The following is a 21294-nucleotide window of genomic DNA, read 5'->3' on the forward strand; positions in this document are numbered from 1 at the left end:
GCTTCGTCAGCCCAGCACCTTCGCCAGCACCTCCAGCGCCTCCGGGTACACCCGCTCCCGCGGAGTGCCGTAGCCGACGACCAGGCCCTGCGGACGGCCCTCGGCGGGGCCGTGCCAGTGGGTGCCCAGGGCGCCGACGGCGAGCCCCTCCGCCTCCGCCCGCGCCAGCACCTCCGCCTCGTCGGGCACGTCGATCAGCGCGTGCAGCCCCGCCGCGATCCCGCGCACGCTCCGGCCCGCGCCCAGCCGGTCCAGCAACTGGTCCCGGCGTCGCCGGTAGCGCAGCCGGCACGCGCGCACGTGCCGGTCGTAGGCGTGGCTGTCGATCAGTTCGGCGAGCGCCAGCTGGCCGATGGTCTCGGTGTGGTGGTCGCTGTGCAGCTTGGCGTCGGCGACCGCGTCGACCAGGTGCGCCGGCAGCACCATCCAGCCGAGGCGGAGGGCGGGTCCGAGGGTCTTGGAGGCGGTGCCCAGATAGACCACCTGGCCCGGCGCCATGCCCTGGAGCGCGCCGACCGGCTGGCGGTCGTAGCGGAACTCCCCGTCGTAGTCGTCCTCGACGATCAGCCCGCCACGCGCGCGTGCCCAGTCGCCGAGCGCACGCCGCCGCTCCGGGTGCAGGGTCACCCCGGTCGGGTACTGGTGCGCCGGGGTGACCACCACGGCCGCGGCCTCGCCCAGCTCCTCGGGGCGCACCCCGCGCGCGTCGACCGGCACCGGCAGGACCGTTCCGCCGTTGCGCCGTACGACCTCCCGGTGGAACGGCAGCCCGGGGTCCTCCATGGCGACGGCGGCGCCGTCCAGCACGCGCGTGAGCAGCGCGAGGCCCTGGACGTACCCGGAGGTGACGACGATCCGCTCGGGGGGCGCCAGGACCCCGCGGGCGCGGCCCAGGTAGCCCGACAGGGCCGTGCGCAGTTCGATGCGGCCGCGCGGGTCGCCGTAGTCGTACGCCAGTGAGGGCGCCGTCGCGATGGCCCGGCGCAGCGCGCGCAGCCAGGCCGCCGCCGGGAACGCGCCGACGTCCGGGCTGCCCGGGCGCAGATCGAAACGCGGGGCACGCGTGCGGGCGTGGACCTGCGGGGTGCCGGCGTCCGGGGAGGGCGGCAGCGGGGCGACCCGGGTACCCGATCCCTGACGGGCCGTCAGATAGCCTTCGGCCACCAGCTGGTCGTACGCCGCCTTCGTCGTGCCCCGGGAGACGCCGAGGTCGGCGGCGAGCCGCCGGGTGGCGGGCAGCCGGGTCCCGGGCGCGAGCCGCCCCTCCCGGATGGCGTCCCTGAGGGCCCGCTCCAGCCCGCTGCGGCGGCCGTCCGCCGCGTCGGGTTCGAGGTGCAGGTCCACGCCCACACCGGTCCAGAAGTCGTCCACGAACACCCTCCCCCTAGGTACGTGAATCCCTCGGTGCGTGCATTCCTCACGCTGTCGCACACGCCGATGGCCGGGCACGGTCCCGGGTGCCCGGCCATCAGTGTCCGACTCAGCCCTTCAGCGACGCCATCCAGGCCTCGACCTCGTCGGAGCGGCGCGGCAGACCGGCCGAAAGGTTTCGGTTGCCGTCCTCGGTGACCAGGATGTCGTCCTCGATCCGGACGCCGATGCCGCGGTACTCCTCCGGCACGGTCAGGTCGTCCGCCTGGAAGTACAGCCCCGGCTCGACGGTGAGCACCATGCCGGGCTCCAGCGTGCCGTCCACGTACGTCTCGGTGCGCGCGGCGGCGCAGTCGTGGACGTCCATGCCGAGCATGTGGCCGGTGCCGTGCAGGGTCCAGCGGCGCTGCAGGCCCAGCTCCAGGACCCGCTCCACCGGGCCCTCGACCAGGCCCCACTCGACGAGCTTCCCGGCCAGCACGCGCTGGGCGGCGTCATGGAAGTCGCGGTACTTGGCGCCCGGCTTCACGGCCGCGATCCCGGCCTCCTGCGCCTCGTACACGGCGTCGTAGATCTTCCTCTGGATCTCGCTGTACGTGCCGTTGACCGGCAGCGTGCGCGTGACGTCGGCGGTGTACAGCGTGTGGGTCTCCACGCCCGCGTCCAGCAGGAGCAGGTCGCCGGAGCGGACCGGGCCGTCGTTGCGCACCCAGTGCAGGGTGCAGGCGTGCGGGCCGGCGGCGCAGATGGAGCCGTAGCCGACGTCGTTGCCCTCCACGCGCGCGCGGAGGAAGAACGTGCCCTCGATGTAGCGCTCGCTGGTCGCCTCGGCCTTGTCGAGGACCTTCACGACGTCCTCGAAGCCGCGGACCGTGGAGTCGACGGCCTTCTGCAGCTCGCCGATCTCGAACTCGTCCTTGACGAGCCGCATCTCGGAGAGGAAGACGCGCAGCTCCTCGTCGCGTTCGGCGGTGACCTTGTCGGTCAGCGCGGCCTCGATGCCGGCGTCGTAGCCGCGCACCACCCGGACCGGGCCGGTGGCCTCGCGCAGCTTGCCGGCCAGCTCGCGCACGTCGGCGGCCGGGATGCCGTACAGCGCCTCGGACTCGGCGAGGGAGTGGCGGCGGCCCACCCACAGCTCGCCCTGGCCGGAGAGCCAGAACTCGCCGTTCTCGCGGTTGGAGCGGGGCAGGAGGTAGATCGTCTCCTCGTGGCCGTCGTCCTTGGGCTCCAGGACCAGGACGCCGTCCTCGGTCTGGTTGCCGGTGAGGTACGCGTACTCGACGGAGGAGCGGAAGGGGTACTCGGTGTCGTTCGAGCGGGTCTTCAGGTTGCCCGCCGGGATCACCAGGCGCTCGCCGGGGAAGCGGGCGGAGAGGGCGGCGCGGCGGCGGGCGGTCTCGGCGGCCTGCGGAATCGGCCGCAGATCACGCAGCTCCGTGTCGGCCCAGCCGGACTTCATGTTCTCGGCCAGCTCGTCGGAGACGCCCGGGTACAGGCCGTTCTTCCGCTGCTTGATCGGCTCCTCGGCCTCGGCCTCCGGGCCCTCCGCGGTAGCGGAGTCGGGCACAGCCGGGTTGAGCTCGTCGGACACGTGATCCTCCTCGATACGCCATCTGATCTCCCCCGGGCCCGCGACGCTCCTGCTTGTGGCCGAGCGGGGACCTCCATCATCGTACGGTCGTACCAGGGCGGGACCGGGGCAGGACGCCCCGCTGCGCCCCCGCGTGCGAGCCGGGCGCTCAGTCGAAGCGGGCCGCCAGCAGCACCACGTCCTCCTCGCTGTCGGCCGCGTCCAGCCCGTCCGGCAGGACCGTGCGCAGGACGTGGTCGGCGACGGCGCCGGGATCCCGGCGCAGCGGTCGCGGAATGCTCGCGGCGGCCGTGTGCAGCCGGGCGAAGGCGCGGTCCATGGCCTCGCCGGTACGGTGCAGCAGCCCGTCGGTGTAGAGCAGCACCGTGTCCCCGGCCTCGGCCTGGACCTCCACGCTGGGCGCCTCCCAGCAGGCGAGCATGCCGAGCGGCGCGGAGACGGAGGTCTCGGCGAACTCGGTGCGCCGCTCGCCGATCAGCAGCGGCGGACTGTGCCCGGCGCCGGCCAGCGTGACCTTGCGCAGGGCCGGCTCGCAGTAGGCGAACAGCGCGGTGGCCGAGCGGGCGGGCTCGGTCAGCCGCAGCAGCAGCTCCAGGTCGGACAGGACGGCGACCGGGTCCTCGCCCTCCATCACGGCGTACGCCCGCAGGGAGGCGCGCAGCCGGCCCATCGCGGCCACGGCGCTCGGGCCCGAGCCGGTGACCGAGCCCACGGAGAGGCCGAGCGCGGCGTCCGGCAGCGGCAGCGCGTCGTACCAGTCGCCGCCGCCGCGCGGCCCGGTGCGGTGCCGGGCGGCGAGCTGGACGCCGGGCACGCGGGGCAGCCGGGTGGGCAGCAGCTCCTCGGTGATGGTCGCCATGCACGCGCGCGTGCGCTCCACTTCCACCAGCCGGGCGAGGTGCTCGGTGGCGTGCCGGACGTAGAGGCCGGCGAGGTGGCGCTGCCGCTCGTCCGGCTCGGCCGGCTCGTCGTAGAGCCAGACGGCGGAGCCGAGGCGGCCGGCGAAGTCGCCGGCGAGGGGGAGGGCGTAGCTGGCGGCGTAGCCGAGGCGGGCGGCCACCTCCCGGTGCCGGGGGTCGAGGCCGTCCTCGGCGCGCAGATCGGGGTGGACGACCTCGCAGGCCGCGCCGGCGTCGTAGGGCAGCGCACGGCGCGGGACGGTCTCGATGTGGCCGAGATCGGCGCGGCCGAGCCCCAGACCGAGGGTGGTGCGGGGGCCGAGTCCGTCGCCGGGCTCCAGGACGACGAGGCCGCGGCGGGCTCCGACCAGGGCGGCTCCGGCGCGCAGCAACTCGTGGAGGGCGGCGTCCAGGGCGTTCGTGCGGGAAAGGCGCTCGGTGAGTTCGTGGAGGGTGGTGAGGTCCGAGACCCAGCCGGCCAGCCGGTCCTGGAGGACGGCGCCGGGGGCGGGGGTGTTCGGGGCCGGGACGAGCGCGGGGTCGGGGGAGGGACCGGGGCCGGCGGCGGGGGGAGTCGGCGCGACAGTGTGTGCGGGCGGGGGAACCGCTGGATCGATTCCAGCCACTTTCGGAGGGTGCGGGGCGTTCATGGTGTCCGGCCTTCAGACCGGTGCGTATTGCTGAAAAGCATCGCAAACCCCCATGTCATTCTGCGCCGCTAGCAGTGTCTCCACATGTACACGCACTCGTGAGGGGATGTCCAGCATTGTCCTGCGGGGATTCCTGGTGTCCATGAGTCTGACGAGGTTTCTCTCCGAACCCCTTGCCTTACTGCCAAGTTGGCTGAAAACTGCACCAGGTATCGGTCCATTGCGGTCGACTGGCCTTGCTCCACGGAGCGTCACAGCGGTCGTGATGGGTACGTACTCGGAGAAGGCCAGGGGTGGTTGGGGGCCACCCGGAACCTGGCGACGGACCCGGGCGTCATAGCCACCGACGGCCGAGCCCCATCCTCCCTGGCGGAGGCGGAGAGAACCACGCGCGACGGCAAAACGCCATACTTCGCCACCCCCGCGCCGCAACCGTGCTTGTAATAGACGCCCACGGAGGCGGACGCGGCCCATGCTCGACCCCTTGGGGTTCCCCCTGTCGTGCGCAGGGGTGTGATGCGCCAACAGGTACGCACAGTGAAGTGATCGACACATGGTGTGATGTGGACCACGGTGTTGCCAGCGGTGCAACGGAAAGGAACGAGCGCTCATGCGCGAGATCCTCGGAAGGCGACGCAGGCTCCTGTCCAGGCGGAACGACGGGAAGCCCGGACGGAACGACGGGAAGGCCGAGCTGATCGGCGCGGCCCTCACCTTCGCGACCGAGTGGCAGTGGCCCGTGCTCCCGGGCGTGGCCCCGGACCCGCAGGGCCGGGCACGGTGCGGCTGCCCCGACCCCGAGTGCACGGTGCCCGGTGCGCACCCCTTCGATCCCGGCCTCCTCGCGGCCACGACGGACGCCCGCATGGTGCGCTGGTGGTGGACCAACCGGCCCAGCGCGCCGATCATCCTGGCCACCGGGGGCAAGGCGCCCTGCGCGGTCAGCCTGCCGGCGCTCGCCGCCTCCCGCGCGCTCGCCCTGCTCGACCGGCGCGGCATGCGCCTCGGCCCGGTGATCGCCTCCCCGGCCCGCTGGGCCCTGCTCGTACGGCCGTACTCCATGGAGGAGTTGGGCGAACTTCTCTACGCCAAGGACTTCGTCCCCGGCTCCCTGCGCTTCCACGGCGAGGGCGGCTACCTCGCCCTGCCCCCCTCCGAGACCGGTCAGGGCGCCGTCCGCTGGGAGCGGGCCCCGCTGCCCGGCTCGGCCGCGCCCTGGGTGCCCGACGTGGAGGCCGTGGTGGACGCCGTGGTCGACGCCCTCACTCGTACGGGTGTGAGCGCGCCCGAGTTGTAGGGGTGTCGGCGCGGGCGGGGCGGGCGAGCCCCGCTCGCTCGTTATCTTCCGCACATGCTGCGAATGTCTGGGGGACGCGGGGGACACGGCCGTCGGAAGTCCGGGAGCCCTCCCGGGAGGTACGGCCGCGGGTTCCCCTGGTGGGTTTCCCCGGCAGACGGGTGCGGCGGATCGGATGAGCCGCCGCTCCGCCGTCGCGTCCGTCGGGCCGCCGGCCGGCATGGCCGCCGGACGCCGCGGCACGCGGCGCGCGCCACGGGGATGCGGGCGACAGGGATGCGGGCGACAGGGGCGCGGCCGTCGACGGTATGGCCGTCGCCGTGGTGGCCGGCGCTGCCGGGCGGGCGGGACCCCCGGAAGCTGCGGCTGATCGCGCTCGCGGCCGCCGTGACGGCCGCGGTCGTGCTGCCGCTGGCCGTGGCCTCCGCGGGCCCGGTGGGCAAGGCGGCCCGGCAGGCGGTGGACGGCAGGGCGGGGAACGGCGGGGCGGGGAACGGCGGGGCGGGGAACGGCAGGGCGGGGAACGGCAGGGCGGGGAACGGCAGGGCGGGGGGCGGCAAGGCGGGGGGCGGCAAGACGGGGGACGCCGTACGGGCGTCGGGGCGGTCCGGCGTTTCCGGAAGCGACGGCGGCCCTGGTTCCGAGGGTGACGGCGGGTCCGGGAGCGCCGTCGGCTCCCGGGGCGCCGGGGACGCCCAGGCGCCCTCGCACGGCCGCGGCCCCGGGCTGCTCGGGACCGGTCTGGACATCGCCGCGCGCTGCGGCCCGCAGCTCACCTCACCCGACGGCATCGAGGCGCAGACCTGTGTGCTGACCCAGGGCACCGACACCTGGGCCCGCACCTACTACCGCAACTCCACCGGCGAGTCGCTGGACTCCTCGCTCAGCCTGATGGGGCCGGGCGACGGCAGCGTGCAGACGCGCTGTGTCACGGGCGCCGACGACGAGCCCGCCACCTGCGAGACGCCCCGCGAGCGCAGCCGGGGCGGCATGGACGCCTACACGGCCGTCACCGAGTTCTCCGCACACGGCAAGGACGGCGCGCTGCTGCTGCGCTCGGGCAGCAACACGGCCGACGGAGACGGCAACTCCGGCACGGCGTAGGCGAGTTGGCGGTCGGCCGCGCGCCGTGCACCGGGCGCGGACATGGAAAGACCCGGTTGCTGGCGACGGGGGATGCACCAGCAACCGGGCTACTGGAACGGTAACAAGAGATCGGCGGTTCGCAAATTCCGCGTCGGTCATTCGGCCACCGATTTCCCTGTCACCAAGGGGAGTTGTGACGGGATTCACCCGTTGCGGGGCCGCGCGCGCCTCACCGGCCGCTCGGCCGCCGGGCGCGCGCCGCGGCGTCAGCTGAGCGTGACCTGCCGGTTGGTGAGTCCACCGCGGGCCCGGCGCTCGTCCACCGTGAGCGGATCGGTGACGGCCAGGGCGGCGGCGAGGCGCTCGGCGAACTCGGCGGCCGGCTTCTCCACGTCGTCCGCCGTGACCCCGCTCGGCAGGTCCCAGACCGGCACGATGACGCCGTGCGCACGGAAGGAGCCCACCAGCCGGGTGCCCTCGCCCAGGTGGGAACGGCCCGCCGCGTGCAGCCGGGCGAGAGCGTCCAGAAGCTGCTCCTCCGGGTGCGGCATCACCCAGCGCAGGTGGTTCTTCTCCGGGGTCTCGCACCAGTACGCGGCGTCCACCCCCGTCAGCCGCGCCGTCGGGATGGCGGCGGCGTTGGCCCGCTCCAGGGACGCGGTCACCTCGGGCGCGGCGTTCTCCGCGTCCGGCACCCAGAACTCGAATCCGCTGTGCACGACCGGCTCGAGCGGTGCGGAGAGGTCGAGCAGATCCTGCAGCCGCGGACCGTCGGCGGGGGCGCGGCGGCCCTGCACCGGGGTGCCGGGCTCGGCCTTCAGGGCGCGCTGGAGGGTGTCGGCGAGGTCGCGGCTGAGGTCGCCGGACGCCGTGTCGTTCTGCAGGCCGAGCAGGACCGAGCCGTCGTCGCGGCGCAGCGCGGGCCAGGCCATCGGCAGCACCGTGGCGAGCGTGACCGAGGGGACGTCCGCGGGCAGGCCGTCCTTCAGGGTCAGCTCGGCCGTCGCGGCCGGCACCAGCTCGCGCAGCGCCACCCAGTCGCACTCACCGGGCAGGCCCTCGAACGGGCGGGGCACCAGCTCGGTGACCGCGTGCGCCGCGGCCCGGCCGTGGCACGCCTTGTAGCGCCGGCCGCTGCCGCAGGGGCAGGGCTCGCGGGCGCCGACCACCGGGATCTCCGCATCGCTGAGCTGCGGCCGCTCGGCCTTCGTCTGGGGTCGCTTCTTGGCCATCGTGGGGTCTCCCGGTTAGGGCTTTTCCTGTACGGGCGGGAGCCTAGCCGTTCAGACCTTGACCGTCGGGAACCTGTGGACAACGCACGCCCGCTCGACTCCGTCGGTGTGAACCTGTGGAAACTTCCGGTCGGCATCCGGCCCGCGTCCGGTCCCTGCCGTGCCCCTCGGCCTGCCGCGGTCCGGGCACGTGTCTCTCGGCCTGCGGGGGCCCGTCGCGGGGTCTCTCGGCCTGCGGGCCGGTCACCGCCGTGTCTCTCGGCCTGTGGGGGCGGTCGGTCACCGTCGTGTCTCTGTGCCTGCGGGCCGGTCCGGTCACCGCCGTGTCTCTGTGCCTGCGGGCCGGTCCGGTCACCGCCGTGTTCCTCAGCCCGCGGGCCGGTCCAGTTCCTCGAAGGCGTCCGCGAAGTCGAGGCCGGACATGTCCGGGAGCGCGGGGGAGGGGACGCGGGCGGGGAAACCGTTCCGCCGGCACGCCGCGTCGGGATCGTGGACGTCCTCGTGGACGACCACCCAGACCGTCACCTCACCGTGTACGTCGTCCCGGACGCCCCAGTCGTCGGCGAGAGCGGTGACGATGTTCAGTCCCCGGCCGCCGTGCGCGGTCACCGACGGCGTGGCCGGCGCCGGGCGGGTGGGGCCGCCACCATCCGTCACCTCGACGATGAGCCGGCCGCGCGCGTCGACCCGCCACGCGGCGCGCACGTCGCCGTCGCCGGCCATCGCGTCGCCCAGGGGCCGCCCGTGCTTGCAGGCGTTGCTCAGCAGCTCGGAAAGGATCAGTACGGCATCGTCGATGACCGATTCGGACACGCCCCCGCTGCGCAACTGCGCACGCATGCGGCGCCTCGCCATCCCCACGCCCGCAGGGCCATGGGGAACGGCCATGCTCGACGACGTGGGCACCTCCTGTGCCACCACCAACGCCACCCCCGAGACCTCCTTTGCCCCACGCCACGGTGTGGATGCCCCATTGGCCTGTACCGGAAACCGGCCAATCCCCTTCCGGTGACGCATTCGACACGGTCCTGTACGGAGCGAACGCGCCGGAGCACTCCCTGTGATGGAGCCTTTTCGTCTGGTCGTCGTATGGCTGGATTTCAGTGGTGTGGCCGAGGTGGAGGATTCAGCAGCCGCACAGCCGGGTCAAGGCCCGCGCAGAGCTTCTTTACCGCCCTCTTGAGATCACACGGCGGGTCACAGCCGTCCCAGCTGCCCCAGCACCGCGCGCGGGCGGTTGGTGATGATGGCGTCGACGCCGAGGCGGACGCACAGATCGACGTCCTCGGGCTCGTTCACGGTCCACACGTGCACCTGGTGACCGGAGCGTTTCAGCCGTTCCACATAGGCCGGCTGGTTGCGCAGGATGCGGATCGAGGGTCCCGCGATCCGGACCCCCGCTGGCAGCCGGCCGTCGCGCAGCCGCGGGGTGAGGAACTGCACCAGGTAGACCGTCGGCAGCGTCGGCGCCGCGGCACGCACGCGGTGCAGGGAACGCGCGGAGAAGCTCATGATCCGTACCTGGGACTCGGCGGCGGAGGCGGGCGCGTCCAGCCCGAACCGCTTCAGCAGCGCCAGCAGCCGCTCCTCGACCTGGCCGGCCCAGCGCGTGGGGTGCTTGGTCTCGATGGCCAGCTCGACCCGCCGTCCGGCGTCCGCGACCAGCTCCAGCAGCCGCTCCAGGGTGAGGACGGAGGTGTCCGCCGGGTCCTCCGGCCGGGCCACCCAGTCCGGCTCCTCGTCGCGGCCGCGCCAGCTCTCGCGCGTCTTCCAGGAGCCGAAGTCCAGGGCGGCGAGATCGGCCAGCTCCAGGGCGGAGACGGCGCCGCGGCCGTTGGAGGTACGGTTCACCCGCCGGTCGTGGACGCAGACCAGATGGCCGTCGGCAGTCAGCCGTACGTCGCACTCGAGGGCGTCGGCGCCGTCCTCGATGGCCTTCTTGTAGGCGGCCAGGGTGTGCTCGGGCGCGTCTTCGGAGGCACCCCGGTGAGCGACCACCTGAATGGAGCGCAGTGATGCGTGGGTCACCGCGTCATGGTGCCACCGTCCGGGGGTGCGCGGAGCGGCTCCGGCGCACCGAGTGGCCGTATATGTAACTTTTGTGGAAAAAGCCCTATGTAAAGAATGGCCATGGACCCACAGCAACCGCTTATGGTGCTCTGACGGCCCGTGGGAAAAGCTGACTGCATACACATGGAACAGTGACGACCGACCGCTGCACCATGCACAGCTGCCGAGCGTGACCGAGTGCGACCGAGAACAACAGCCGTGGACCGAGGAGAAGAGCTGTGAGCACCGAGAACGAGGGCAACGAGGTACCCAAGGCCCCGTCCGCACCTCCCGTGCCGGTGGACTCTCCCGCCGCCTCTTCGCAGGGCCCCACCGCCGGGGGAACCGAGCCGACGGCGCCTCTCCCGCCCGTACCGCAGAACGCTCCGAACGCCACCGGGCCCCACCCGGGCGGCCCTGCTGCGCACGCCTCCGCTCCGCAGGCGCCCGGCTCCGCCCCTGACGGCTCCTGGCCGCCCCCGCCGCCCGCCAACCCGCCGTACGGCGAGGGCCAGGCCTACGGCGCCGGTCCGGCCGGCGCCCCCGGTGGTTTCGGCGCGGACGGTGCGGGCGGCGCCGGCGGCTGGGGAGCGTCGTACCAGCAGCCCGCGCCCAAGCCGCGCAACGGGCGCGGCGGTCTGGTCGCCGCGGTCCTGGTGGCCGCGCTGGTCGCGGGCGGCCTGGGCGGAGGCCTCGGCTACACCCTGGCCAAGGACAACGACAACAACGGCTCCACCACCGTCTCCGCCTCCGACAGCGGCGCCACCCAGGTCAAGCGCGCGCCGGGCACGATCGCGCACGTGGCCGCCAAGGCGCTGCCCAGCACGGTCACCATCGAGGCCGAGGGCACCAACGGCGACGGCGGCACCGGCACGGGCTTCGTCTTCGACACCCAGGGCCACATCATCACCAACAACCACGTCGTCGCCGACGCCCTCGACGGCGGCAAGCTGACGGCCACGTTCCCCGACGGCCGCAAGTACGACGCCCAGGTCGTCGGCCACGCCCAGGGGTACGACGTCGCGGTCATCAAGCTCAAGAACCCGCCCTCCGACCTCAAGCCGCTGCCGCTCGGCGACTCCGACAAGGTGGCGGTCGGCGACGAGACGATCGCCATCGGCGCCCCCTTCGGCCTGTCCAACACGGTGACGACCGGCATCATCAGCGCCAAGAACCGTCCGGTGGCCTCGAGTGACGGCAGCGCCACCAGCAAGGCGTCCTACATGAGCGCCCTGCAGACCGACGCCTCGATCAACCCGGGCAACTCCGGCGGCCCGCTGCTGGACGCCTCCGGCGCGGTCATCGGCATCAACTCCGCGATCCAGTCGACCAGCAGCGGCGGTTTCGGCTCCGGCCAGTCCGGTTCGATCGGCCTGGGCTTCGCCATCCCGATCAACCAGGCCAAGTACGTCGCCCAGCAGCTGATCAAGACCGGCAAGCCGGTGTACGCCAAGATCGGCGCCTCCGTCTCGCTGGAGGAGTCCAGCGCCGGCGCGAAGATCACCGACCAGGGAGCGGCGGGTTCCTCCGCGGTCGAGCCGGGCGGCCCGGCCGACAAGGCGGGCCTCAAGCCCGGCGACGTCATCACCAAGCTGGACGACATGGTGATCGACAGCGGCCCCACCCTGATCGGCGAGATCTGGACCCACAAGCCCGGCGACAAGGTCACGATCACCTACAAGCGCGGCGGCCAGGAGCACACCACCGAACTGACCCTGGGCTCACGAGTCGGCGACAACTGACCCGCCCGGCACGCACGCGTACGGACGCCTCCCACCGGGGCGCCGAGGCACGGCACCGGGGGCCCCGGACCGGGAGGCTGCAGCGGGGCGCCCACGCCTTCCGCGCCGGGTGCCCCCGCCGGACGACGGACGCCGGCTCGTCCCGTCCCGGCTCCGGGGAGCGGCCCGGTGCGGACCACTCCGCCCGCCGGACCCTCGATCCCGGTACGCTGTACCCGCTCCGCCCCAGGTGGGCGGAAGCGAGGTGGGTTGCCCGAGCGGCCTAAGGGAACGGTCTTGAAAACCGTCGTGGCGCAAGCCACCGTGGGTTCAAATCCCACACCCACCGCGTAGCAGGTCAGAGACTTGCAGATCAGAAGGGGTGCAGCTCTCTCGAGCGGCACCCCTTCCGCGTGATCCTGTCTCACCTTGTCCCGGCACTGTCCCACCGTTGACCAGCGCGTGCGGCCAACCTGCGGCCAAGAATCACATCCTCTCAGCCTCGCCCTCGAGTTCGGGCAACCCTCGCTCGATCAGAGCGTTCATCTTGGCTTCCTCGCCGTCCAGCACCTTGGCGTGGTAGCGCGCACGCGTGGCGCAGGTCGTACGGGATCCGCGCGAGCGGAGAGGCCACCTGGGCAGGGGTGAGGGCCTTCCGCCGGGCTTCCTTCCACACCGCGCCGTACTCCTGCGAACGGACCGGGCCCCCGCGTACGGCGCTGAACAACCGGCCGTCCGCCGTGGCGCCGAAGGCGTCGAGGTGATCCCGCAGTATGGCCACCAGGACGGGCGGGATCGGCACAGGCCGGATCGCTCGCCGGGCCCGATGCTTCAACTGCCGCTCCTCGTACGGCTTGCCGTCGTCTGTCCCGGCGGAACCAACCTGCGCCAACAGCAGCGCACACCCACGGCTGTCGGCCGTCACCGGCAACCTCTGTGATCAGGCCGCGCCCCACCTGAACTCGGCCTGAAAAGCGGAGGTCGCCGGTGCGACCCCCGCCCCAGCCACAACCGCCCTGACCAGGGCATGAGCCCCTCTTCACCTTCACTGGAGAGGGGCTCTGTCATGTCGCCTGGGCCAACCGCTCTCAGGAGAGGGTGTCGCCCAGCTTCCGGAGTGCCTTCACGTCCGGTGCGATGGCGTACGCCTCGTATCTGGCCCACTCAGCGGCGTTCTCTTCCGGGGCCTGCTCGTGGTCTGCGTAGGGGTAGAGGCGGTTCTGCTTACCAACGCGGGTGGGCAGGATCGTGATGGTTCCGGCCTTGAAGGCGTCGTCCAGGGCGGCGACGACATGGTCGGTGTCGACGGCGTCGCAGATGACGCGGGTCTCGATAACAGACTGTCCCTTCGTGGTACATGTTGGGCATGTCGGATGGACAGCGGACGACCGGGCGGTTGCGGTCTCCGGAGGCGCGCCGCTGGGTGAGGTCCGGTTTGGTGGTGCTTGGCTTCGGCGCCGCCGCTGTTGTCGCGCACTTCTGGCTGGGACAGTCGTGGCACGACGTCCTGTGGATGGCCGCTTCACTGTCGTTCGTGTGGGTGGTCGTTCGAGAGGCCCTGGAGGGCAGGAGCCGTGGGCGGACCGGGCGGCGGGACCGTTGACGGTCGGCCGTGGAGTGCGGAAGGCCGCCGGTCCGACCCCGGCCCCAGCCACAGCCAGAAGGTCCCGTTCAGCGAACGGGGCCTTCGTCGTCTCAGGGCCTGGGGGAGGCAGCGGTGGGGGACGCGAGCTGGAGAAGACCCGGGCGCGGTACGGGCTGCTCGCGGTCGTCGTCAGCAATGTGGCGATCGCCATGGTCGCGATCTTCGGCTTGTGGCGTCAAGCCAGTCACCCGGTTGGTCCTCACGGCGCGTGCACCGGGCCGCCCGGCGTGATCCTGAAGCTCTGAGCCGAGCGACAGTCGCAGCCCTGACAGGAGCTGGCTATGGCAGACCATACGTGGGCGCCGCCCCCCGCTCCCCCGCCGGAGGTACTCCCGGAGTTGGATCTCCCCGAGCCCGGCCGGCAGCGCCGCTGGACCGTGCTGCTGCGCTGGCTCCTGCTGATCCCCCAATACATCGCCCTGCTCTTCTTGTGGATCGCCGCGACCGTCGTCATGGTCGTCGGCTGGTTCGCCGCCCTGATCACCGGGCGGCTGCCCGAACCGATCGCCTCGTTCCTGACCGGCTACCTCGTCTACTCGACCCGCGTCACCGCCTACGCGATGCTGTTGGCCGACGCCTACCCGCCGTTCGCCTTTCTGGCGCCGGACCACCCCGTCCAGGTCGAGGTCCATCCCGGGAAGCTCAACCGCCTCGCCGTCTTGTTCCGCATCATTCTGCTCATCCCCGCCACCGTCGTAGTGGAACTGCTCACGCTCGGCTGGTACGTGATCTGCCCCATCTTCTGGCTCATGGTGCTGATCCGCGGCCGGATGCCGCGCACGCTGTTCGAGGCGACCGCCGCCACCGCCCGCTACAACATGCGTCTGTCTGCCTACGTGATGATGCTCACCGCGGCCTACCCCAAGCGGCTGTTCGGCGACGCCCCCGCCCCTGGCGAGCAACCCCGCTCAGCTACCCGCCCGCTGCTGCTCAGCGGCGCGGGCAAAGCCCTGGTCGTCCTGTTCCTCGTCCTCGGGGCCGCGCTCTTGATCTTCGAGGAGTTCATCAGTGCCACCAACAACACCAGCACCACCTCACAGTCGTCTTCAGCCGCTTCCCGGCCGGCCCCAGCGAAGGAGTGATGACACGACTTGGCGTACGCCGACCCGTACGCCAGCAGCAGCGCACAACCACGGCTGTCGGCCATCCCTCAACAGCCTCTGTGATCAGGCCGCGCCCCACCTGGACGCGGCCTGAAAAGCGGAAGGTCTTCGGGGCGGCGAACCCTTCGTGTGCGCCTCACAGGCGGCGGCCGGTAGTGCGCGAGCCGCTGAGTCGCACTTTCTCCACGGGCTCAAGGCACCCGGCTGCGCTCCGCTCCGCCGGGCGCGCTCCCGGCTCCGCTGCGCGCTGCGCTCCTGCCTCCGGCCCGCTCCGCGCGCGCTGCGCCGACGCGCGCCCACTGGTGGATAGGGCCGGTGGCCATGAGCCGATCACCATTGCGCGGCGGTCAGAACAGTGCCTCCGGCGGGGGATCGGCCGGCACCGGGATGGAGGGGGCGCCGTCGCCGCCCGCGGGTTCATCGTGGCGGATGCGGGGGCTCCCATCCCGCACACCATCGACCCAGGCAGAGCCGAGCAGACGTGGTTCATGGCGTCCAGGTCGTTCGTACAGTGGCGCGCTCCGCCTGGACGCCATGAACTACGCCCGCTCCACGCCAACTCCTTGTTCCGCCAGGAAGTTGGCAGTGACATGCCATCATGGCGCCATTGCGGTCAAGATCCGGGAGACGCCATCATGACAGCTGCCGACGTCTATGACCGGCCGCCGTACCGCACCGCCGGACCGCGGCAGGCAGGTGGACCTGCCGCCTGGGTGCTCGACGCCTTCCTCCCCTGGCGGCTGGCCCGTCGCATCTACGGGCCGTTCCGTCTGTTCGGGTTCACCGCCGCCGACGTCGTGGGTCTCACCGGAGCGGGAGCCCTGTCCGGGAGGTACGCTCAGCCGGTCGCGACGGCCATCGCCGAGCGTGCAATCGATCCTGTCATCGAGCGGCTGCTACTGCCGCGCGCACTGCTGGGTCTCGGCCTCCTCGTGTTCGTCCTCCGGCTGGCAACCGGCACCGGCATGAACGACCTGATCGACGAGGCATTCGGTGACAGTCTCCTGATGCTGGGTACCGGACCGGTGTCGCTGCTCCTGGCCTGTGTGCCGCTCGTCGCCCTGGCCCGCCCCGGCACGAGATGGACGGTCGCCCGGCTGGCCACTCGCCCGCTGGTGACCGCGCTCATCACGGCCGGGCTCTGCGGCCTCTTCGTGTACTGGGCCAGTCACGGCGGGGCCAACTACCATCCGCGGTCGGTCACCGCACTGCTCGTCTCACTGATCCTCGGTCCTTGGCTCGTGGTGTTTTTCGGCTCGGTCCTCTACCTGATCCACCGCAACACCTTCAGCGTGGGCGGCCACCCCCTCGTCCGCCCCCTTGCCTGCGTCCCGCTCGCCTGGCTGACCGCCGTGGGCCACGCCCTCTTCATCGACTTCGCCTACGCCTACCCCCACGCCGACCCGCACCCGGCCTATTTCGTGGCCCTGTTCGCCGGCCCCGTCGGCGTCACCGTCACAGCCGTGATCGAGGTGATCCTGCTCCGCCGCCGGCAGGGGGTCGGCTTCCGGGGACCGCTTCCAGGCTGGACCCCACCGCGTCCTCGGATCACCCCGATCCCCGGCGACCTCGTAGCACGCCTGCGCGCGAATGTGGTCCAGTGTCACTCGTACGCCTGGCCGCAGGTCACAGACCGGAACGATGTCGTATGGGCCGTGACCCCCGTGACATGGGCCCGACAAACAGTCATGTGGCCGTACGTGCCCTCCTTCACAGAGGAAACGCGCCCTATGCTGCGCTCGGACCTCGAAGCCACGGCCGGGCCCCTGACCCCGCGATACCAACCGGGGGCCGGCTTCTGAGCGGCATTCTGGGCACTGGCCGTTCAACAACGGGGTTGCGCTGGAGCTCGCGCGGTCTCGATGGGCGTGACAAACGCCGGCCCAGGGGCGGCCCGACCCAGAGTCATGCGGAGCCCTGGACCAGGGGAGTGCCGCTTTCACGTTCGTTCGTCGGTTCAGGTCCCACACCCACCGCGGATGTTGTGCAGGAGCGCCTCCCAGGTGGCGCCCCTTGCGTGTGGTCAGGCGGGGATCGCGCCGTCAGGGGCGGTGCCCCGTCATGCGTGCTGCCGAGGCGATCGTCGCGCGGGCCTCGCGTTCGGTGAGGCCGGTGTCCAGGGCGGCCTCGGTGAGGGGGTCGGCGAGGGCGGGGCCGATGCCGTTCTCGTAGGCGCGGCAGGCCGCCCAGAAGAGGCGGGTGTTGCGCTGGCCCTCGTGCGCGGAGAGCACGAACTGGACCAGACCCCGGCCGTGGTCACCGGGGGTGGGCGGGGCCGGGTGCGCGGGCCGGGGCGGGGGTGCGAGCAGGCGCAGCAGGGACGGCGGGCAGGCCGCGGGTGTCAGGTGCGCGGTGCCGGGCGCGGTCGTGTACACGCCGTGGTCGGTGCGGGAGCCGGGGCCCACGAGGTAGCCGCCGGCGCCGCGGATGTCGATGCCGGGCGCGAGCCGGCCGGCGGAGTTCGGGACGACGACGTCCGGCGGGCCGGTGAGCCACAGGTGCCGCCCGCCGCTCGGGGTGCGGACGACGACCGTCTCCGGAATCGTGAACAGATGCCGCAGGGCGAGTTCGCGCAGCGCGGTCGAGGAGTTCGTGCCGGACTTGGTGTCCAGGTCGACGCCGATCAGGTGGTACGGCGGCAGCCCGCAGGCGATGCCGTAGCCGGTGGCCCAGGGCGCGGCGGCGAACAGCTCGCGGATGCGGACCGGGTCGGTGGAGGCGTCGTACACGCCGTGTCCGAAGCGGCCGCACTCGCCGTGGCAGCGCGCTCCGGCCGGGTCGGGGTCGTCGCGGTGGGGGGAGCGCAGGGCCGGGAGCTTCGTCCTGGACAGGGGGATGACGGCCAGGCCGCGTTCGGCGGCTGACAGCGCGTGCGCGAGGGCCAGCGTCGTGGCCTGCCGGTCGGTGGTGGCCATGGATCCATGGTCGTACGTACGTTCGAAAAAGGGAAGAGGGGGTGGATGCGGCGCGCCGGATGCGGGAGGTATGGGGGGATATGCGGCGGAACGATTCATCCCTTGTGTCGCTTGAGGGAGGGGAAGTTCGGCCTGGCTGCTTACGGGAGCGACGTGACGAAAGACGGCGATAGGGGTTTATCGACATGTCATCACGCTTGCGTGCGAATCGGACCTTCCGGGGTGGTTCGCCGGGGATTCGGTGGGCAACCCTGATCTCGCGACGTCGTCCACGACAGTCAGAGCGGTCGGCCAACCGCCCTGACACAAGCCGTAGTTCGCGTACTCCCGGCCCTAGGGCCCGAGTGCTTGGTTCTGGAGGAACACATGGCAAGCATCCGTACCGCCCGCGTTCTCGCCGCTGTCGTCGCGCTCCCGCTCGCAGCCGCCCTCTTCGGCGGCGTGGCGGCCGCCGACAACGGCGCCGTCGCGGACAACGGATCGAGCGCCAACGTCGGTGTGGCGGGGGTCATCGGCAGCGGAGTCGGCCACAACAACAACGGCAACTCGTCCACCACGCAGCAGAACGCGGTCGGCAACGGCGCCTCGAACCAGAGCAACACCGCTCAGGTCAACGGCTCTGCCTGGACGGCGATCCAGCAGGGCAACGAGAACGTGGCCATCCACTTCACCCGCCTGTGGTGAGCCTGGGGCGAGGCCCCTCTCGGTGAGGGTCCTCGTGGGGTGTGCTTCGGGGTCGTAACGCGTCTGCGCGGCGGTGCTTCGGTACCGCCGCGCAGACGTTTTCCGGCGCAGGGCGCAGGGCGCAGGGCAGTGCGGGGGGGGGCGGAAGGCAGCGGGCAGGGCGTGGCGTCGGGGGCCGGGCCCGGCACCGGCGGGGCGGGTGACGGGCAGTCAGCCGGCCTCGTCCCGACGGCCGGCCGCCGAGCCGGCGGGGCTGTCCGCCGTAGGGAGTCAGGGTCGAACCCGTAGGAGGCGTCATCCCGCCGTCCACCTTCAGGAGGTGCGGCAGGCCCCACCCCTACAACCTGAGGGGGACTCCGCTTCGGGACCTGCGGGCGATCCGCCGGAGGGTGCGCCGCTCCTAGCGTGGAGCCATGACCACACCCGTCTGCACCAGTGCCTCGGCCGCCGCAGCACCAAGGCGGCAGGCCCTCCCCCACCCCCGGCGGCCGCCGAGCGGGGAGGCTCCCACGTACCCGACGTTCGCGTCGTATGTGCGGGCCCGTCAGCCGGTCCTGCTGCGTACCGCCCGCTCGCTCACCGCGAACCCGAGCGACGCCGAGGACCTGCTGCAGACCGCGCTGGCGAAGACGTACGTGGCCTGGGAGCGGATCGAGGACCAGCGGGCGCTGGACGGCTATGTGCGCCGCGCGCTGCTGAACACCCGGACCTCGCAGTGGCGCAAGCGCAGGGTGGACGAGTTCAGCTGCGACGAACTGCCCGAGCCCGAGCCGGTGCCGGGCGACGGCGACCCGGCCGAACGGCAGGCGCTGCACGACGCCATGTGGCGCGCGATCATGAAGCTCCCCGCGCGGCAGCGGGCGATGGTCGTCCTGCGCTACTACGAGGACCTCAGCGAGGCCCAGACCGCCGAGGTGCTCGGGGTGTCGGTGGGGACGGTGAAGTCGGCGGTGTCGCGTGCGCTCGGCAAGCTGCGGGAGGACCCCGAGCTGGGTCTGGTCCGCTGACCCCGGTCGTCCGCGCCCCGGTTGTCCGTCGACCGGCTTTTCCGCCGGCCTCGGTTGTCAGCAGGCCCGCTTCATCGTCGGCCCCGGTTGTCCGCCGCCCCCTTCACCGTCGGCCTCGGTTGTCCGCCGCCCCCCTCACCGCCGCCCCCCGTCGTCCGCCGGCCCTGATTTTCCTCCCGAGTGACACACCCCCTAGTGACATACCGCGCGGTATGTGCGCAGAATCAGCGCACACCTCTACCACCGCGTAGGCAACGCCGCCCCGGGAGGACTCCGTGCTGAGCACCATGCAGGACGTACCGCTGCTGATCTCGAGGATTCTGACCCACGGGTCCACGGTCCACGGATCGTCGCGGGTGACCACCTGGACCGGCGAGGCCGGGCCGCACCGGCGCACCTTCGCCGAGGCCGGCGCCCGCGCCGCCCAGCTGGCGCACGCGTTGCGGGACGAGCTGGGCGTGACCGGCGACGACCGGGTGGCCACCCTGATGTGGAACAACGCCGAGCACGTCGAGGCCTACTTCGCGATCCCCTCCATGGGCGCGGTGCTGCACACGCTCAATCTCCGGCTGCCCGCCGAGCAGTTGGTGTGGATCGTCAACCACGCGGCCGACAAGGTCGTCATCGTCAACGGCTCCCTGATCCCGCTGTTCGCCCCGCTGCTGCCCAAGCTGCCGACGGTCGAGCACATCGTCGTCTCCGGCCCCGGCGACCGCACCCCGCTGCAGGGCGCGCACGCCCGGGTCCACGAGTACGAGGAGCTGATCGCCGACCGGCCGACCGCCTACGACTGGCCGGAGCTGGACGAACGCCAGGCCGCCGCCATGTGCTACACCTCCGGCACGACGGGCGATCCCAAGGGCGTGGTGTACAGCCACCGTTCGATCTACCTGCACTCCATGCAGGTCAACATGGCGCAGTCCATGGGCCTGACCGACCAGGACACCTCGCTGGTCGTCGTCCCCCAGTTCCACGTCAACGCCTGGGGCCTGCCGCACGCCACCTTCATGACCGGCGTCAACATGCTGATGCCGGACCGCTTCCTGCAGCCCGCGCCGCTCGCCGAGATGATCGAGCAGGAGAAGCCGACCCACGCGGCGGCCGTACCGACCATCTGGCAGGGCCTGCTCGCCGAGCTGAACGCCCGGCCCCGCGAGGTCTCCTCCCTCACCCAGGTCACCATCGGCGGCTCCGCGTGTCCGCCCTCCCTCATGGAGGCCTTCGACAAGCTCGGCATGCGCGTCTGCCACGCCTGGGGCATGACGGAGACCTCGCCGCTGGGCACGGTGGCCCGGCCGCCGGCTCATGTGGTCGGCACGGACGAGGAGCTCGCCTACCGCCTCACCCAGGGCCGCTTCCCGTCCGGCGTGGAGGCGCGCCTCACCGGCCCCGACGGCGAACGCCTCCCCTGGGACGGCGAGTCGGCGGGCGAGCTGGAGGTGCGCGGCCCGTGGATCGCGGGCGCCTACTACAACGGGCCCGGCGCCGAACCGCTGCGCCCCGCCGACAAGTTCAGCGAGGACGGCTGGCTGAAGACCGGTGACGTCGGCACCATCTCCCCCGACGGCTACCTCACCCTCACCGACCGCGCCAAGGACGTCATCAAGTCCGGCGGCGAGTGGATCTCCTCCGTCGAGCTGGAGAACGCGCTGATGTCCCACCCGGACGTCGCCGAGGCCGCGGTGGTCGCCGTACCCGACGAGAAGTGGGGCGAGCGCCCGCTGGCCACGGTCGTCCTGCGCCAGGGAGCCACCGCCGACTTCGAGGCCCTGCGCGCCTTCCTCGCCGAGGAGGGGAAGATCGCCAGGTGGCAGCTGCCCGAACGGTGGACGATCGTCGAGTCGGTGCCGAAGACGAGCGTGGGCAAGTTCGACAAGAAGGTCCTGCGCAGGCAGTACGCGGACGGGCTGCTGGACGTCACCCGGCTGTGAGGCGACGGGCCGGCGACCGGGCGGGCGTGCCTGCCGCCCGGTTCGCCCGCCCGGTTCGCCCGCCTGTGAGACCACCGCAGCGCGCCGAGGGGGGCACGAGGCCCGGTCGG

15 protein-coding genes and 1 tRNA gene are annotated in these 21294 nt (G+C 72.3%); 9 read left to right on the forward strand and 7 right to left on the reverse strand.

Going from position 1 to position 21294, the window contains the following annotated elements:
- Positions 1–6 precede the first annotated feature (6 nt).
- The 3 genes from pdxR to OG956_RS17900 all read right to left on the reverse strand — a co-directional run bounded on the left by pdxR (position 7) and on the right by OG956_RS17900 (position 4514).
- Positions 7–1371 carry a MocR-like pyridoxine biosynthesis transcription factor PdxR gene (gene pdxR / locus OG956_RS17890; RefSeq protein WP_330338975.1) on the reverse strand — a complete coding sequence of 455 codons (1365 nt, stop codon included), beginning with the start codon at positions 1369–1371 and terminating at the stop codon, positions 7–9.
- A gap of 109 nt (positions 1372–1480) precedes the next feature.
- Complete coding sequence (locus tag OG956_RS17895) at positions 1481–2965, reverse strand: aminopeptidase P family protein (RefSeq protein WP_330338976.1); 1485 nt, start codon at positions 2963–2965, stop codon at positions 1481–1483.
- Between the two features lie 148 nt (positions 2966–3113).
- Positions 3114–4514: a PP2C family protein-serine/threonine phosphatase gene (locus tag OG956_RS17900; protein WP_330338977.1), complete on the reverse strand. Its 1401-nt coding sequence runs from the start codon at positions 4512–4514 to the stop codon at positions 3114–3116.
- A 610-nt stretch (positions 4515–5124) separates the two neighbouring features.
- Here OG956_RS17900 and OG956_RS17905 point away from each other — a divergent pair.
- Both OG956_RS17905 and OG956_RS17910 read left to right on the forward strand, forming a co-directional pair.
- Positions 5125–5811 carry a bifunctional DNA primase/polymerase gene (locus OG956_RS17905; RefSeq protein WP_330338978.1) on the forward strand — a complete coding sequence of 229 codons (687 nt, stop codon included), beginning with the start codon at positions 5125–5127 and terminating at the stop codon, positions 5809–5811.
- 276 nt (positions 5812–6087) lie between these two features.
- Complete coding sequence (locus OG956_RS17910) at positions 6088–6915, forward strand: hypothetical protein (protein WP_330338979.1); 828 nt, start codon at positions 6088–6090, stop codon at positions 6913–6915.
- 248 nt (positions 6916–7163) lie between these two features.
- Here OG956_RS17910 and OG956_RS17915 read toward each other — a convergent pair whose 3' ends face one another.
- The 3 genes from OG956_RS17915 to OG956_RS17925 all read right to left on the reverse strand — a co-directional run bounded on the left by OG956_RS17915 (position 7164) and on the right by OG956_RS17925 (position 10157).
- Positions 7164–8129: a DUF5926 family protein gene (locus OG956_RS17915; protein WP_330338980.1), complete on the reverse strand. Its 966-nt coding sequence runs from the start codon at positions 8127–8129 to the stop codon at positions 7164–7166.
- A gap of 366 nt (positions 8130–8495) precedes the next feature.
- A complete protein-coding gene (locus OG956_RS17920; RefSeq protein WP_330338981.1) occupies positions 8496–9146 on the reverse strand; it encodes an ATP-binding protein in 651 nt (216 codons plus the stop codon).
- 180 nt (positions 9147–9326) lie between these two features.
- Positions 9327–10157, reverse strand: coding sequence for a glycerophosphodiester phosphodiesterase (locus tag OG956_RS17925; RefSeq protein WP_330338982.1), 831 nt, complete (start codon positions 10155–10157; stop codon positions 9327–9329).
- 260 nt (positions 10158–10417) lie between these two features.
- Here OG956_RS17925 and OG956_RS17930 point away from each other — a divergent pair, with 260 nt between their 5' ends.
- The 4 genes from OG956_RS17930 to OG956_RS17945 all read left to right on the forward strand — a co-directional run bounded on the left by OG956_RS17930 (position 10418) and on the right by OG956_RS17945 (position 16449).
- Positions 10418–11920, forward strand: coding sequence for a S1C family serine protease (locus tag OG956_RS17930; RefSeq protein ID WP_330338983.1), 1503 nt, complete (start codon positions 10418–10420; stop codon positions 11918–11920).
- Between the two features lie 243 nt (positions 11921–12163).
- A tRNA-Ser gene (locus OG956_RS17935) sits at positions 12164–12248 on the forward strand.
- A gap of 1577 nt (positions 12249–13825) precedes the next feature.
- Entirely contained in the window at positions 13826–14626 is an 801-nt protein-coding gene (locus tag OG956_RS17940; protein ID WP_330338984.1) for a DUF4389 domain-containing protein, read from the forward strand.
- Between the two features lie 656 nt (positions 14627–15282).
- Positions 15283–16449, forward strand: coding sequence for a hypothetical protein (locus OG956_RS17945; RefSeq protein ID WP_330338985.1), 1167 nt, complete (start codon positions 15283–15285; stop codon positions 16447–16449).
- A gap of 240 nt (positions 16450–16689) precedes the next feature.
- On the opposite strand, the gene OG956_RS17950 is transcribed toward OG956_RS17945, so the two are convergent.
- On the reverse strand, positions 16690–17562 hold the full coding sequence (locus OG956_RS17950) for a bifunctional DNA primase/polymerase (protein ID WP_330338986.1): 873 nt from the start codon (positions 17560–17562) through the stop codon (positions 16690–16692).
- Positions 17563–17928: 366 nt separating this feature from the next.
- Here OG956_RS17950 and OG956_RS17955 point away from each other — a divergent pair, with 366 nt between their 5' ends.
- From OG956_RS17955 to OG956_RS17965, 3 genes are all read left to right on the forward strand, one after another.
- Positions 17929–18246: a hypothetical protein gene (locus tag OG956_RS17955; RefSeq protein WP_330338987.1), complete on the forward strand. Its 318-nt coding sequence runs from the start codon at positions 17929–17931 to the stop codon at positions 18244–18246.
- Positions 18247–18659: 413 nt separating this feature from the next.
- Complete coding sequence (locus OG956_RS17960; protein ID WP_330338988.1) at positions 18660–19253, forward strand: SigE family RNA polymerase sigma factor; 594 nt, start codon at positions 18660–18662, stop codon at positions 19251–19253.
- 275 nt (positions 19254–19528) lie between these two features.
- Entirely contained in the window at positions 19529–21184 is a 1656-nt protein-coding gene (locus tag OG956_RS17965) for a long-chain fatty acid--CoA ligase (protein ID WP_330338989.1), read from the forward strand.
- The last annotated feature ends 110 nt before the right edge of the window (positions 21185–21294 follow it).

Source organism: Streptomyces sp. NBC_00557 (assembly GCF_036345995.1).
In the GTDB taxonomy this organism is placed as follows: Bacteria; Actinomycetota; Actinomycetes; order Streptomycetales; family Streptomycetaceae; genus Streptomyces.

Coding starts and splice junctions, on each gene's coding strand:
- OG956_RS17900 (WP_330338977.1), bottom strand. CDS start 4,514: ATGAACGCCCCGCACCCTCCGAAAGTGGCTGGAATCGATCCAGCGGTT.
- OG956_RS17905 (WP_330338978.1), top strand. CDS start 5,125: ATGCGCGAGATCCTCGGAAGGCGACGCAGGCTCCTGTCCAGGCGGAAC.
- OG956_RS17910 (WP_330338979.1), top strand. CDS start 6,088: ATGCGGGCGACAGGGGCGCGGCCGTCGACGGTATGGCCGTCGCCGTGG.
- OG956_RS17915 (WP_330338980.1), bottom strand. CDS start 8,129: ATGGCCAAGAAGCGACCCCAGACGAAGGCCGAGCGGCCGCAGCTCAGC.
- OG956_RS17920 (WP_330338981.1), bottom strand. CDS start 9,146: ATGCGTCACCGGAAGGGGATTGGCCGGTTTCCGGTACAGGCCAATGGG.
- OG956_RS17940 (WP_330338984.1), top strand. CDS start 13,826: ATGGCAGACCATACGTGGGCGCCGCCCCCCGCTCCCCCGCCGGAGGTA.
- OG956_RS17945 (WP_330338985.1), top strand. CDS start 15,283: ATGACAGCTGCCGACGTCTATGACCGGCCGCCGTACCGCACCGCCGGA.
- OG956_RS17950 (WP_330338986.1), bottom strand. CDS start 17,562: ATGGCCACCACCGACCGGCAGGCCACGACGCTGGCCCTCGCGCACGCG.
- OG956_RS17955 (WP_330338987.1), top strand. CDS start 17,929: ATGGCAAGCATCCGTACCGCCCGCGTTCTCGCCGCTGTCGTCGCGCTC.
- OG956_RS17960 (WP_330338988.1), top strand. CDS start 18,660: ATGACCACACCCGTCTGCACCAGTGCCTCGGCCGCCGCAGCACCAAGG.